At 46.5% G+C, this 15,320-nt stretch carries 9 protein-coding genes and 1 pseudogene; 7 read left to right on the forward strand and 3 right to left on the reverse strand.

Features of this window, described 5'->3' with window-relative positions; translation table 11 throughout:
* Nucleotides 1-283: 283 nt before the first annotated feature.
* The 3 genes from F1728_RS15135 (at nucleotide 284) to amt (ending at nucleotide 6,212) form a co-directional block, all read left to right on the forward strand.
* Nucleotides 284-1,846, forward strand: a complete 1,563-nt coding sequence (locus F1728_RS15135) for a thiamine phosphate synthase (protein WP_155364815.1) — start codon at nucleotides 284-286, stop codon at nucleotides 1,844-1,846.
* A gap of 27 nt (nucleotides 1,847-1,873) precedes the next feature.
* Nucleotides 1,874-2,962 (forward strand): tRNA dihydrouridine synthase, encoded by a 1,089-nt coding sequence (locus F1728_RS15140; protein WP_155364816.1) that lies wholly within the window; start codon nucleotides 1,874-1,876, stop codon nucleotides 2,960-2,962.
* A gap of 283 nt (nucleotides 2,963-3,245) precedes the next feature.
* Nucleotides 3,246-6,212, forward strand: a complete 2,967-nt coding sequence (amt, locus tag F1728_RS15145; RefSeq protein WP_155364817.1) for an ammonium transporter — start codon at nucleotides 3,246-3,248, stop codon at nucleotides 6,210-6,212.
* Between the two features lie 3 nt (nucleotides 6,213-6,215).
* On the opposite strand, the pseudogene F1728_RS15150 reads toward amt, so the two are convergent.
* Nucleotides 6,216-7,106 (reverse strand): annotated as a pseudogene (locus F1728_RS15150) (YifB family Mg chelatase-like AAA ATPase); the annotation flags it as partial.
* 61 nt (nucleotides 7,107-7,167) lie between these two features.
* Here F1728_RS15150 and F1728_RS15155 point away from each other — a divergent pair.
* Nucleotides 7,168-9,069 (forward strand): recombinase family protein, encoded by a 1,902-nt coding sequence (locus F1728_RS15155; protein ID WP_155364818.1) that lies wholly within the window; start codon nucleotides 7,168-7,170, stop codon nucleotides 9,067-9,069.
* A 159-nt stretch (nucleotides 9,070-9,228) separates the two neighbouring features.
* On the opposite strand, the gene F1728_RS15160 is transcribed toward F1728_RS15155, so the two are convergent.
* Together F1728_RS15160 and F1728_RS15165 are read right to left on the reverse strand one after the other, a co-directional pair.
* The gene (locus F1728_RS15160) at nucleotides 9,229-9,537 is read right to left on the reverse strand and encodes a hypothetical protein (RefSeq protein WP_155364819.1); all 309 of its coding nucleotides are present in this window, start codon (nucleotides 9,535-9,537) and stop codon (nucleotides 9,229-9,231) included.
* A gap of 215 nt (nucleotides 9,538-9,752) precedes the next feature.
* Nucleotides 9,753-11,825: a hypothetical protein gene (locus F1728_RS15165; protein WP_155364820.1), complete on the reverse strand. Its 2,073-nt coding sequence runs from the start codon at nucleotides 11,823-11,825 to the stop codon at nucleotides 9,753-9,755.
* Nucleotides 11,826-12,598: 773 nt separating this feature from the next.
* Here F1728_RS15165 and F1728_RS15170 point away from each other — a divergent pair.
* The 3 genes from F1728_RS15170 to F1728_RS15180 all read left to right on the forward strand — a co-directional run bounded on the left by F1728_RS15170 (nucleotide 12,599) and on the right by F1728_RS15180 (nucleotide 14,754).
* Complete coding sequence (locus F1728_RS15170) at nucleotides 12,599-13,384, forward strand: hypothetical protein (RefSeq protein WP_155364821.1); 786 nt, start codon at nucleotides 12,599-12,601, stop codon at nucleotides 13,382-13,384.
* 41 nt (nucleotides 13,385-13,425) lie between these two features.
* Nucleotides 13,426-13,590 carry a hypothetical protein gene (locus F1728_RS15175; RefSeq protein WP_155364822.1) on the forward strand — a complete coding sequence of 55 codons (165 nt, stop codon included), beginning with the start codon at nucleotides 13,426-13,428 and terminating at the stop codon, nucleotides 13,588-13,590.
* Nucleotides 13,591-13,857: 267 nt separating this feature from the next.
* The gene (locus tag F1728_RS15180) at nucleotides 13,858-14,754 is read left to right on the forward strand and encodes a hypothetical protein (protein ID WP_155364823.1); all 897 of its coding nucleotides are present in this window, start codon (nucleotides 13,858-13,860) and stop codon (nucleotides 14,752-14,754) included.
* Nucleotides 14,755-15,320 lie beyond the last annotated feature (566 nt).

The raw sequence follows: 15,320 nt of genomic DNA on the forward strand, positions 1-15,320 counted from the left end.
AACTTACTAAAATAAGCTGTCTATCTTAACACGTCGACTTTCAGCGGGTGTCACATTGGAAATACCCCCTCTCTTCCCTGATGAGGGTTAACGGAGTTTTTCATCGTACGAAACCTGCAAAATCCGCAAATTCGACAGGTCCGGTAAAGTTAATTCTAGTACCCATACCCAAATGTAGCAAGATAAGCATTCAATCGGTTAAGCTAAATAAGTTACGATTGCCTGTCGGGACGTCTTTCGAAGCCTACTTACCTCTCCCGTTTTGAGAAAATACCTGAGACCGATGCAACATTTACTTACCGCCGGCGCACAGCGTGCCCTGGCGCTGGCAGAACTGATCGCCAATAATTCAAATGATCAGGTAACGAATCCCCGGCATCTGCTGGCGGCTCTGGCACATGAAGAGTCCCGGGCTGCCGAGATTCTGCAGTCGCATGGAATTGTGCAAAACCTGATACTGCAGGAATTTGAACTGACTCTGCCGGACTCAGAGGCCGAATCCGATCTGTTCGAGACAGAAGTTCCTCTGGAACTCTCCCAGGCCCTGTATCGGTTTCCTCAGTTAAAGGACGTTCTCAATCGAGCGCTGGAACAGGCCAGTCAGACCAGTCTGCCGGTCGAAATCGGCAGCGAGCATCTGTTGTGGGGCGTCTTGAAGACCGAAGGACCTCACACGGATTGGCTGGTGAATCAGGGGGCCATTTCTTCGGATTCGCTGGCAGCCTCATTTCAGGGCGAACATCAGCAGGCAGGCGATCCGATCGATGTCGATTTCGCTTTTCGCACGGTTCCCGCGACTGTCAGCGATCAGACGAATACTTTCCGCACCATCGATGCCGCTGCGAATCGTCTGCGGGAAGGACTGCGGGTGGTGGAAGACTTTCTGCGGTTTACGCTGGACGATGCGCATCTGACGCGATTACTGAAAACCACCCGGCATCAGTTGACTGAAGCGCTGCAGTTCATTGGCCAGGACTCCCTGATTGCCAGCCGCGACACGCTCAATGATGTGGGAACCGCCATCAGTTCGACTTCCGAGTTTGACCGCTCTTCCCTGGAACATCTGGTTCAGGCCAACCTCAAGCGGGTGCAGGAAGCCGCACGGACGCTGGAAGAGTTCGGGAAACTGATCTCCGTAGAGGCAGCCGCTATCTTTAAACAGATGCGGTACTCACTCTATACTCTGGAAAAGAGCGTGCTGACCTGTGTCTCGAGCCAACACCGGCTTGAGGACTGTCAACTCTATCTGCTGGCGACAGAATCGATGTGTCATCATGGTTGCGGACCTGCAATTCGTGAGGCTGTCGCAGCCGGTGTCTGCATCGTGCAGATCCGCGAAAAAGAAATGTCAGATCGTCAACTGCTCGAACATGGCAGGCGGGCCCGGGAATGGACGCGGGAAGCAGGAGCCATTCTGATCATGAATGACCGTCCGGATCTTGCGGTTGCGATAGACGCTGATGGCGTGCATGTGGGACAGGACGAACTGCCAGTGCGTGAGGTCAGACAGATCGTCGGCTCCCGTCGGCTGATTGGCGTCTCGACGCATAATATCGAACAGGCACGACAGGCTGTGTTGGACGGAGCCGACTACATCGGTGTCGGCCCCACCTTTACCACGGCTACGAAACAATTTGCCGAAGAAGAGTATGCGGGACTGGATTTCGTAAAGCAGGTTGCTGCCGAGATCACCCTGCCCTGGTTTGCGATCGGCGGTATCAACGCAGAGAACCTTCCGGAAGTTCTGCAGGCCGGAGCGACGCGTGTTGCCGTCAGTGGTGTGATCTGCAGACATGAGCAGCCGGGTCAGATCACGCGAGAATTATTAGACCAGTTTACCCGTTGATTATTCTGTGAAAGTACAAAGCTGAAGATGACGTCTCAAACGAAAATAAAACCGGTCAGCCTGGGGCCTTACCAGCTCAAATCACCCCTGTGTCAGGCGGCATTGAGTGGCTACAGCGATTATCCGATGCGGGTGATTGCAGCGCGACTGGGAGCGGCTTATACACTCTGTGAAGTGATGATTGACCGTTTGATTAATCAGACACGTCAGGGGAAACAGCTCTCGATGATGTACTGTCATCCGGATGAATATCCGGTGGGCGGACAGTTGATGGGTTCCGAACCGGAAGAGTTCGGTCCTGCTGCACAGAAACTCGTCGACGCCGGCTTTCATGTGATTGATATCAACTTTGGCTGCCCGGTGAAAAAAGTAATGAGCCGCTGTCGGGGTGGCTATCATCTGGGACAGCCTGAAGTGGCGCTGGAGATTATTTCCCGTGTCCGAGATACCGTTCCCGACTCGATTCCGGTGACGCTCAAAATGAGACGTGGCATCGATGACAGTTCTGAATCGGAAGAAAACTTCTTTCGTATCTTTGAAGGTGCCTATGCGCGGGGACTGGCGGCGATTACCGTGCATGGCCGCACGGTCGAACAAAAATATGTCGGCTCCAGCAAGTGGGAATTTCTCAGACAGGTCAAGCAACAGGCGGGCGACAGAATTGTGGTGGGCAGTGGCGACCTCTTCTCTCCCCAGGCCTGCCTGGACATGCTCCGTGTGACTGGAGTAGACGGCGTTTCGATTGCTCGGGGGGCCATCGGGAATCCCTGGATATTTCAACAGGCCGAACGACTGCTGCGGGGGGAATCGATCACGCCTCCCGATGTCCATGAACAGCGGACCGTGATCGCAGAGCATTTTGCACTCGCCCGTGAATTCTACGGCGAGAAAAAAGTCTGCAACACGATGCGCAAGTTTGGCATCTTCTATTCGGAACTGCATCCGCAGCGCAAAGCAGTCCGCGATGCGTTTATCGCCGTCAAAACTTCAGACCAATGGCTGAACGTTCTGAAGCAATGGTATCAAAACAATGCGGCGGGTTGCTTTCCCCCGGTCGAAGCGCCGAACCCGCTCTCGCTGGAGGCGGTTGCTGCAGCCAGCGGTGAGGCACACTGATCCAGAACATGCTGCCAGGATGCTTTCCGCAGCGACCTTTCGCGAATGATTTCTTTCCGGTTGTGCAGGAAATTCTGCCTGGGGCGAAGGGGGCGATTTTATGGATTGAACGCGGATGTCTGACAAATCGGATTGCCGGGTCGAAATATGAGGTGTTCCCCTTAGAATTCTTTTGACTGTCTCTGAAGTGGATCTAGATTTTAACAATTCTATTTCCCTCATATGACAATCATTTTGTGCTTCGAAATGATTGTGGTTGCATGACTTGAAGGCCCCTCATTCAATGTCTTACGAGTTAACCACGAATACGATCTGGGTATTAATCTGTACCAGCTTGGTATTTTTGATGCAGGCAGGCTTCTGTTGCCTGGAATCAGGACTGTCACGTTCGAAAAACAGTATTAATGTCGCGACCAAGAATGTCGTCGATTTCTTTATCGGATCATTGCTGTTCTGGCTCTTCGGTTACGGACTCATGTTTGGCGAGTCCTATCAGGGACTGATTGGAACGACCGGTTTCGCTTTTGCCGACAACAGCGCCACTCACTGGGCCACCGTCGTCTTTCTATTCCAGCTTGTGTTCTGCAGTACCGCGATGACGATCTCTTCGGGCGCAGTCGCAGAGCGTATGCGGTTTCGCTCCTATGTAATCCTGGCTTGTGCCATTGGTGCGGTTGCCTATCCTGTGTTCGGTCACTGGGCCTGGGCGCGGGATGCCGCAGGTGCCCCGGCAGGCTGGCTGGGAAAGCTGGGCTTCATGGACTTTGCCGGTTCCAGTGTCGTGCATTCCGTCGGAGCCTGGTCTGCGCTGGCAGCAGTGTTGATCCTGGGACCACGCACGGGGCGCTTTGGTGCGGGCGCTGATAAATCCCGCTTTTCAGCAAGTAACCTGCCCCTGGCGGCACTTGGATTTTTGATTCTGTGGTTTGGCTGGTTTGGTTTTAACGGTGGGAGCACGCTGGCATTAAACGGACAGGTTCCGTTTATCATATTAAATACGATTCTGGCCGGGATCGCAGGGGGCGTCTTTGCACTCCTCTGGGAAATGTTTTCGTCTAAGCAGATTTCGGTAGAGAATATCTTTAATGGATCACTGGCAGGGCTGGTGGCTGTGACGGCGGGTTGTAACGTTATTTCCTATCCCAGCGCGATTCTGATTGGCTTGATCGCCGGTGCGGTCATGCTGGGAGCAACGTATCTGCTCGAAAAATGCATGCGCGTGGATGATGTTGTGGGAGCGATTCCCGTGCATGGATTCGCGGGTGTCTGGGGGACCCTGGCTGTCGCCCTCTTTGCTGAAATGGAGCACGTACCGCATGGTATCACACGCATGCACCTCTTGGGAATTCAAGCCCTGGGTGCGGCTGTCTGCTTCGTCTGGAGCTTTGGTTTTATCTGGGCTTGTATGTGGACGCTGAATCGCTTTCTACCGATCCGGGTTTCCGCGGGTGACGAAAAAATTGGTCTCAACGTGGCAGAACATGGTGCTTCTACCGAACTGCACAGTCTGCTGGAAACAATGATTGCCCACGAAAAGGGGGACAACTCCTCCCGGGCCGAGGTCGACGATTTTACCGAAGCCGGGATTGTGGGATATCAATACAACCGTGTGCTGGACGCCCAGGAAGTCCTGTTATCGGATGTAAAAGACCGAGAGCTGCGTTACCGCTCGATCATGGACAACGTGATGGATGCCATCATCACCATCAACCTGGAAGGCAGAATCGAAGAATTCAACCTGGGAGCGGAGCACCTGTTTGGCTATCTGAATCACGAGGTGATCGGGCAGAACATCAACCTGTTGATTCCGCCCCTGCACCAGAATCTACAGCACAAATACTCCGAAGGAGACTTGAACCCACAACTGGTCCGTGCGATCGGTTCCCGGCAGGAGATTGTGGCCCAGCGACAGGATGGGTCAACGTTCCCCGCCGAACTGGCGGTGAGTTCGGTTGTTCTGGCGGACCGGGAAATCTTCACCGGAATTATCCAAGACATCAGCGAACGCAAAGAATACGAACGCTCATTGAACGAAGCACGGAAACGGGCCGAGGCTGCCAGTGATGCCAAGAGTGAATTCCTGGCCAATATGAGTCATGAAATCCGCACGCCGATGACAGCCATTCTGGGTTTCACTGATATTCTGCTGGGCAATCTGAAAGAGAAAGAAGACATTGAGGCAGCTCACATTGTCAAACGCAATGGTGAGTATCTGATCGGCGTGATCAATGACATTCTGGACCTGTCCAAGATCGAAGCCCGCAAGATCGAACTCGAGCAGGTACGGGTCAATACACAAGAGATCGTGCGAGACATCGCCGCTCTGATGCAGGTTAAGGCTGACTTGAAGCAACTCAAGCTGAAGATTGAATTTGAGAATCCGATTCCGGAAACAATCGTCACCGATCCGACACGACTGCGTCAGGTGCTGATCAATCTGCTGGGGAATGCGATCAAATTCACCGAGACCGGCTACGTAAAACTCCGCATCCAGACTATCAACCTGGAAGACTCCTGTGCGCAACTCCGATTCGACGTGATTGATTCGGGCATCGGCATCTCGGAAGCGGCACTCTCCCAGATTTATCAACCGTTCACACAGGCCGACAACTCAACCACCAGGAAATATGGCGGCACCGGTCTGGGGTTGGCCATTTCCAAACGCCTGGTCGAAATGCTGGGCGGACAGATTCAGGTCTCGAGTAAAGTCGGCGTGGGAAGTACCTTCACAATCACGGTCAACACCGGCTCTCTCGAAGGGGTGCGGCTGTTGCAGTTGGATGAAAGTTCTTTCCGCAAAGCTGCAGAGGAACAGAAACAGGAGCATCCCATTGAGTCTGGTCGTAGTGTTTCCTCCCGGCGTGTACTGATCGTGGAAGACGGCCTCGACAATCAGCGACTGATCTCGTTTCTGCTGAAGAAAGAGGGCATGAAAGTCGAACTGGCTGATAATGGAAAGCTCGGGGCCGAACAGGCACTGGCTGCCCAGGAAGCCGGGCACCCCTATGATTTCGTGCTGATGGATATGCAGATGCCGGTCATGGATGGTTACACGGCCACCCGCAAGCTCAGAGAGGCGGGCTACAAGCGTCCGATTATTGCCCTGACGGCCCACGCGATGAAAAACGATATGGAAAAATGTCTGAACGCGGGCTGTGATGCTTATGCAACCAAGCCGGTCAATAAACAGAAGCTGCTGGAGACCATCTCGCACCTGGCCGCGCCGCAGACATCAGAACAGGCAGACTAAGTTTCACGACCAGAACTGGCGATCCAGGGTGCGGTAGTTGATTGCTTCGCTGACATGGGCTGCGGTAATCTGATCGCTCTGGTCGAGATCTGCAATCGTGCGGCTGATGCGCAAAATCTTATCGTGCGCCCGGGCAGACAGCCCCATCTCCTCCATCGCAGTTTTCAACAGGCCCTCAGCGTCCGAGGCCAGCTGGCTATGTTTCCTCAACTGGCGGGGCGTCATCCGTCCGTTATGCGACGTCTTTTCATTTGCGAAGCGGCGCGCCTGAATCTCGCGGGCCGCCGACACCTGCTCGCGCATGGTCTGACTGTTGGTGCCTGAAGTCTGGTTTGACAGTTCGCGAAAGGGAACCGGGGGAACTTCGATATGAATATCGATTCGATCCAGCAGCGGTCCACTGATTTTGGAAAGATAGCGTTCGATCTGCATCGGATTACAGGAACATTTTCGTCTCGGATCAGACAGGTAGCCGCAGGGGCAGGGATTCATCGCGGAGATCAGCATCACGTTCGCAGGAAACGTAACGCTGCCGATCGCACGGGAGATGGTGACTTCCCCACCCTCTAAAGGCTGTCGTAACACTTCCAGGGTACGGCGATTGAATTCGGGTAACTCGTCCAGAAACAACAGCCCGTTATGCGCCAGACTGATTTCACCTGGTGCGGGCGTGGAGCCACCTCCCACCAGGCCGGCTTCGCTGATGGTGTGGTGGGGCGTGCGGAACTGCCGCAACATCACCAGCGACTGGTCTCGCGAGAGCCGCCCCATCGCGCTGTAGATCCGCGTCGTTTCCAGGCTCTCTTCCTGGGAAAGTCGCGGCAGAATTGTACTGATCCGCGAAGCAAGTAGTGTCTTACCGGTCCCGGGTGAACCGATCATTAGCAGGTGGTGACAAAATTCCCTTTAACGGATATAATCTATTGATTACTCTTTGATTACAGGGGTTTATGATATGGCTAAAAGAAAAACTGCTTATTCTTACGTTCGTTTTTCACGTCCGGAACAGCTTAAAGGCGACAGCTTAAGAAGACAGAAAGAAGCTTCCCAAAATTGGTGTAAGCAGAACGGATATTATTTAGATGAGAGCCTGAAACTGACAGATAAAGGTATATCAGCCTTCCGTGGGGACAATGCAGTAAAAGGCAAACTTGGGGCATTTGTCGATGCAATTCAATCAGGCAGGGTCAAAAGAGGTTCTGTTCTAATCGTGGAAAGTTTAGACCGTATTTCAAGGCAGGCAGCTTCTGAAGCTTTTGTTCAATTGATGTCGATTCTTGACAAAGGTATCACGATCATTACCCTTCAGCCAGAAGAGGTGCTCACTAAAAAAGATATGGAAGAAACTACAAAAATTCTTTCTGTCATTTTGGTAATGACTAGGGCTTATGAAGAGTCTTCTACTAAATCAAAACGTATTAAGGATGCTTGGGAAAACAAAAGAAGGAAACTTAAGGATGGTGTGAAAATTTCAGGTAGAGTTCCGGGATGGATCGAAAAAACAGGTGACAGTTTTGTTCTTAATGAACATGCCGAAACAGTTAAACGAATTGTAAAAATGTATCTTGCAGGTCATGGACCTACTGCAATTGTCAAAGCTCTAAACGAAGATAATGTTCCTACACTCGGTAGAGGCAAACAGCGGGCTAAATTCTGGAGACAATCAAGCATAAATAAAATCTTACATTCACCTGCTCTGATTGGCGAGTTTACGCCTCATTATGGGAAAAGTAGCCAAGATCAAAGTAAACGTGTAGCTGCTGGTGATCCAATATCTGATTACTATCCTGCAATTATTAGTGAGACTGACTATTACAAAATCAAAAAACGGTTTGACGATCAAAGAACTTCTTTAGCTGGTAGAGTAGGTTCTAGTGATGGAAGAATTACAAACCTGTTTAAAGGAATGATTTATGATCGAAGAGACAAAAGCTCAATGATCATTGTACACAAAGGAACTAAGTCTTCAGGCAGGCAAATTGTTAGCAGCAGGGCAACTACAGATAAAAAAGTAGATTATATAGCTTTCCCTTATGAAGTACTCGAAGAGGCAATTCTGAGATTGGTCAATCAAATTACTGCTACTGATATTTTACCACAAGAAACAACAGACTTTCACGACAAACTAGAAGTTGCTCAACTGAAGAAAGTTAAGCTTGAAGAGAAATTGAAAAAGATTGAAAATCAAATTGTTATAGAAGATGATATTGAACCTTTCTTGCCGCTCATAAATAAGTTCCATGTACAAATAAAAGAAGCTAAGGAAGAAGTAGAAGGATTAGAAATTAAAGCTCATTCATTACTTCCTAGTTCTGATGAATGCAGATCAATCGTTGAACTCATGAAATCTGGAGAAAATGAAATTGATTACAGACGACGTTTTAGGAATGTCTTCCTAAGCATTGCTGAAAGAGTTGACGTTTTGCCAATAAAAGATGGTCACTGGAGGCAGGCAGTTATAACGGTGACATTTCAAAACGGAACACAAAGAACTATCGTAGCTGTTTGCCATAGAGCCAAGTTGATTATTTGTGGTGCTATGAATGAAAGAATTGTTCCTGATGAAAAAGGAGATGTATTTTTTGAATCTTTTAAGGAGATAGAAGACAACTTTAAAGCCGTTAAAGTTAGGTCTGTAGACCAGACAAAAAAGAATCTGGTGAAGATGTTCAAGAATTATTATGAAGGGTTCAATGCATTAGAAGATCCATTTATTTACCCTCTGAAAGAACAACCACCAGCTAAAGATCCAGATCTTTATATTGATGGCGTGAAGCCATCAAAGAAAATAACAAGTAAGAAACGAGCATTGAAAGGAAGAAAGAAACCAATAATTAGAGCAGTTAAGAGCAAATAGAATAGAAGACTTTCTAAAATTTATGGTTTTAAGTTGACCGGGGCTGCTAGTAATCATAAGTCCCTTTAATTCACTCCGCACAGATGCCCTTTATTATGACTGAAGGCTTCCAGACAGTTTTCTATGCATCATCATAATCTCATTTCAACCATGCCCCCCTCACACTTCGATCACATTATCAAATGCACCAGTCACAGGTTTTTCTTTTTGCCGTTTTAAGACTGATTTCCTCTTTATATTTCTTATCACCTTGTGTTTGTACTGCACGCAAAATAAATCTGCATCCTCTTCTGTTTCGAAAATACAATTGATTTTAAATGGCAAACAGCTTTCTTTCACCAGAGCAACTTCTGGTGCTACCCGTTCGATTGTTTCAACGCTTTCTATGTCATCTTTGAAGGAATGCTCCCAAGGAATTACCTGCCCTTTGCTAACCCTCAGTATGTTGATCTTTGTTTTCTCATTCATGTATTAATCCTCTTTTGTGATATTTGTTCCTCTCTTTCTTTTCTTCCCTCACTCGCTCCGCTCCTTCGGAAAGTATGCACCAGCAAAGCTGGCACATAAATTGCCTTCTACCCCTACGGGATTTCCTCTTTTTATCCCACCAGACGCACCGTCCCCGATTCCATCTTTATAAAATGGTATAAACTGCTGTTTCAGATGGGACTTGAATAATCAAATCAGGGAGGGGGACGGTTTAAGAGATCGTTTTGCCTGACTTCTTCAAAAACAGACAAGTCATCTACACCCTCAGTGTTATGTTTATATTGATGAGAGGGTGCAGCAGAACTGAAGTCAGTTTTGATATTGCAGGAAACCAACTCAGGTACATCTGCCTCTACTGTAGATTTCTCTGTGAAAATATTCTTGAAAAAGAAAGGCAATTTCATCGGCTGCGGAGCAGTCGATATCATTTCGAAGTGCTTCTTTGAAGCCTGAGAAATATTGGCCTCTTGCTTCCATTGTTTTTCAAATGGATGATATTTACCCAATTTGTAGCAGTAACTTTTGTTACGTGTTTTGATGTAATCACAAATTAAAATCCCAAGACCATGTAATAAATCCCTGACGTATCGAAATCTATGTGAGTTCCACGCTGTCTCAACTTGCTCAGTTTCAAACAAACAGGTCCACATTTCCTCAGCTCGATCCTCTGGAATCCCGCCATCCCCATGCTTTGATGTTTTGCGGCACTCTTCCATCAACTCAAAGTACTGGGCAATTTCACGAACTGATACTTTTGCATTCCTTTTATAAACTCTTCCATCTCCAGTAACAGCAAGAGTTGTAGGATCGATTCTTAGCCCCTGATGGCTTTCGTGTTTTGCTACATGATTTGTTTGGAATTTCTTCTCTGCCCATTCATATGCACCTGATCTTTCAGGATCAAATTTGAAGGACTTACCCGAACCACATTTGCCAGCGTCAAATGTTCTGGAAATGAAATTCACGATCCCTCGAATTCTGGCTGGTCTCTTATGGTTTACCCATTCACCTGAATAAAGATCGTAGTCCCTGATAAAATCTGTAGCTTCGTCTGCTGTTGGAGGGCGTTTCAGGATATTTGCCAGAATAAAACAGGAGTGTAGCTGCCTTTTTTTGGCGTCTGGCTCGTTTCTTAATTCATCTATTTTACATTGATGTCTTTCTGCAAGCTTGAGTTCGCCCATGTCAATCTGCAGCCTTACAGAGGGCTTTCTGGCAGCCTGAGATACGGTATCTGGTATGACTGCATGCCTGACAGGTTTTGATGTTGAGGTAATGCGATTGGGCGTATGAATCAGGCTGATGGATTTTCGCTTTGGCTGATTCGAAAGTGAGGCATATTTTCTAATCTCATGCAGTGAAGCCTTCTTGCTGACTGAATATTTCCGATTATACGCCTTGTAGAATTCTGAAATGCTAGGACGCCAGTAGTAGTTCCTTTTTTTCTTGATCGTGGTTACATCGAGCGAGTCACGGAATGCAAATCGATTACAGGTGTTTGCAGCCATCTCATCGATTTCGTCAGCAGTAAACCAGACATCATTGATCTTATATTGCTTGGCGTAGGTATAGGCTCTCTCTTTTCCCAGCCTACCTGCATCGGTAAGGAAGCTCTTGTGAGGATGGAGTGGCAACAAACACAGATGATCTTTGGCTGATCCAAATACTTCTATTTCTTTCCCAGTGATTGCAAATATTCGCTCTTTAAAATTATCAGCGACATCAGTCACCATATTTATGGGGATTTGTTTTAGCCCCTTATGGAAAACGAAGTATTTTGTAGAACCATTTATCCGATTTGTCTGCTGAAAAAAGTGATAATCATTCAGCTTAGATAATTCATCGTGGACAACTTCGCAAAGCTTAATGAATTGCTCAGGATCTTCGTCTGAATGACGGTCTAGGTCTGGGGCAAAGAAGGGCAGCGATTTAGATTCTGCCCCTTTGACAATCCCGTATAGCCGCTCGCCACTGATGTGTTTCTTCAAGGGACATAATACGTCCAGTGGATTTTTTACTCGTGGATTGTCCAGAGAAATGGAATTGGTGAATTCTAAATGATCTGGCAAATATCGGGGTCGATAAGTTCTTTTGAATGCATAATGTTTCAGCTCACCTGCCTCATTCGTGGCTAAATACTTTTGGTGGTTGCTACCAGCGGGGAAAAACAGCTTACGTTCGATGAAGCTGTATATTTTTGAATATTCTGATTGTGTCTTATATCTCTTTTGCAATTTATGAACCGTTAATTCTCTGAGTCTGACCACCAGACCACGTTATTGTTTTTCTCTATTTAATATAGTGTCGTTCCATTCATTTTTGGCTTGAAAAACTAGGATAATTTTCGGTCCAGACTTCCATAATTACCGATCATACATTCCGATTACCTCAAATCTCATTCTCAGTCTGCTATAGAAGCATTTAAGCCACGAACAGAATTTCTTTTATCAAATCTCTGAAATAATTCGGGCTAATAACACTATATTAATATGTGTGTAGACCGTGCACTTTTTTGAGCTGCCTCCAGTTTCGCAATTTCTGGGGGCAGCTCTTTTTATTTCTGGACGTAAAAAAAGCCCCACTGATCCCAAAGATCAATAGAGCTTCATCTTCTTCCGTAATTCAAAAGCAGGGCAGCATTATACCCAAATTCAACAAGTAACGTAATACGTGTTTGAATGTTTTTGGGAGCTGATTTTTCGGGCAGAGGTGGGTCTTTAGTTTTGGCGATGCGAAGGATTCATGCCCCACATTGGTCAGTTGATGAGTGGTTAGATTTTGGACAACAAGCAGCCTGTTCCATTTTTGGGCAGGCTATTTTTATTCCCGCCACGGTGCATCCAAATATTTTTTTCGAACTATATGCGTAGAGGTTAACGCCCGTTGTGCTAGATGAAAACATTGCCAGATTTGGGAAATCTCCGTTTACTTCCATTGAACTCTGGGGAAGTGTTCTTCAGACAATTGTTAAACCACTGCCTGCAAAAACATCCGTTTTTTTGGGAGGCAGTAAACACAAAGAAAAAAGGAAGTTAGAGAGATGGTAGCAAAATCAAAGAGAAGATCTGTTATAGATCATGCAAATTATTACGGAAACATCGATGTAAGAGAAGGCTTGCCTAAGGGCTATTGCCATATACGACAAAAGGAAGGAATCAAGCTTACTCATTGGGCTGAGAAATTGAATATTGAATATGTCCCAGCTATGGATGGCTTCATCAGATCAGGCAGAATTTGCAGACCTGATCTCAACGGCATTGTGATTGCTTCCAGATCAAAGCAGAGACTGATTCGAGCCATTGAAGCTAGAAAGCGACAGAAAGCAGAAGCAGCCAGACAGAAAGAATTACTGAATGAACGAAAAATAAATTCTTGTTTGGATGAATTAACAAGTCTGTTTCCACAGATTGATAGAGAGACTTTTAAGCAAGCTGTTTATCAGATCGACTATCGAAAAGGTTTAACCAGCAGACAATTAGAATTCATGCAAGAGAAGGTTACAGAGTGGGAAGCTTTTAAAAATCATGCTTTGGAACTTTTAAAACAGCTTGCTAATAAAAGAAATGAAAAAGCAGATAAAACTTGGCATGTTGAATTTACCCAAAGACAAGGAAAAAACCTGTTAGTTCTTTTTCATAATGAAAGTAATCCCGATATTGATGCCTCTGATTTCTTCCCCGTTATAACTGATGACTGTTGTTGTTGGGATGTACGATTTGATGTTGCCTCTTGTGTTCCTTATGGATCAAAAAGATATCGAAAAAAACATTGTAGAATAGAACTAAATACAACGATTGATGAACTTGCAAATTTTTATAACAGCTAATGGGATTCAAGTACTTAGAGAATCCAACCAGAAACGCACAAATGCACCCAACAATCACCGTAACCACAACCAGCTCCGTCTACTTCCTGACCGCAGATGAATACCTCATAGCCACTGAGAACGGCTTTTTGGATCGTTTGGACGCTGAAGTAATTGTGTCAGTTGAAGAAGAACTGAAAGTGGATTGGCGGAAGATTGGGTTTTGAGAGGCAGTAACAAGTGCTCACATGAACCCTGTCGTTGAGCGATCACCGCTTAACCAGCTCACACTCTTCAATAAGCCTGCTCCATATCTCTGGGGCAGGCTTATTTTCCATAGTGCACCCATCAAAATAATTTTAAACCACTAATATAGAAGGACTTAACCGCTTCTGGCAAACCAAAAAGCTTGACGATTTTTGGCCATCCAACTTTACTTCCCTAGCATTTGATTTTTTTTCAGTGACAAAATTCTTTTATGGGAGAGTAATCCAATGAGAACAGAGACCGAAACCATTAGCCAGCCATTAAGCAGTTATCAAACTAAGCTGCAATTAATACGTGATAGGGTGAGGGGAGTCGCCCAGCACTATTATACTGCTGCCTATCTGGTTGGTAGATCAGGAACCTCCAAGACATACACCGTCCGAGAAGAGCTTGAAAATCTTGGCGTACCACATGTGATTCGCAATGCACGTATGACGCCTATGGGGTTGTTCGATTTTTTGAATGAACATCCAGAACATATTATCGTGCTGGACGATATCGCATCGCTCTTTAATCAATCTGCCGCTCTGCAAATCCTGATGGCTGCCTTGGATGGAGATCCCGACACTGCCCGCAAAGTAACGTACAAGAGCAAGGATAAATCTATGTCATTCAATTTTTCTGGCGGCATCGTTGCGATCAGCAATGTTCCGCTAAGGCATGATCCCCTTGCTAAAGCGGTAGCCAGCAGAGTTGTACAGATAGAACACGAACCGACAGACGAAGAGATCGCTGCTTTTATGCTATTTCTAGCTGCAAAAGGGTATAAGGATCTTTCAGAAAACCAGTGTACTGAAGTTGTAGATTTCGTCATCACAGAGACAAGACAGTACGACCAACGACTGGATTTGAGGCATTTGCGGAAAGCCTTTGAAGATCGCCGTCAGTGGGAGCATGGTAAATCCATCACTTGCTGGAAGGATCTAGTACGCACCAGTCTGCAAAAGCTGATGGTTGGAACGAAACACATTCCATCCAAAGCAGAAGAAATTGAAATGCAAGTCACTCGCATTAAAGAAGTTATAGAGAAATACCCGAATGATCGAGAACGGCAGATCAAAGAGTCAAAAATGAAAAGATCGACGTTTTACCAGCGATTACGGGAAGTGAAAGCTTCAATCTGAAAATCTGGATTTCCAAAAATCCAGAAATCCAGCTAGGAGGCAATTGGTATGAACTGGACGGAAATTGTGTTCTGCGGGGAGCTGTGTTTTTCACAGCATCCCCCAGAACTTCTTGTGGTCTCATTAATAATCACACTTCAGCGGTTAATAATTGTGTCCTTGGATGGCCATGAGTGTTAATAATCTGAGTTGAGGCTGTTGGATTGTCCCTGAAGGGCGTTATTAACGATTAATAGCCGTTATTACTGGTTGGAGGTTGTTCTTGGTTTATGTTCTATCAGGGTAGAGGATTGGGCTGATTTGGTGCAGTAGTGTGGTAGTGATGTGGTAGAGGGGCCAGATCTCTCTGGAGCTGGATTTAAATGAAAGAAAAATCCTTGGTGGGTCCTTCAGATTATTTTCTGGTGGGAATGTAAATGGAATCTGAAATATTTCGATATTGATTTTGTTCTAGTTTCTCAATTGCGTAATTCCCACTCTTCACTTCATTTTTTATCATAATGGATTTCGGAGAGCCATTTACAATCCTTGAACTGAAGAGAATACACTTCCATATAATAATGGGA

The sequence above is a fragment of the Gimesia benthica genome, from assembly GCF_009720525.1.
Classification (GTDB): domain Bacteria; phylum Planctomycetota; class Planctomycetia; order Planctomycetales; family Planctomycetaceae; genus Gimesia; species Gimesia benthica.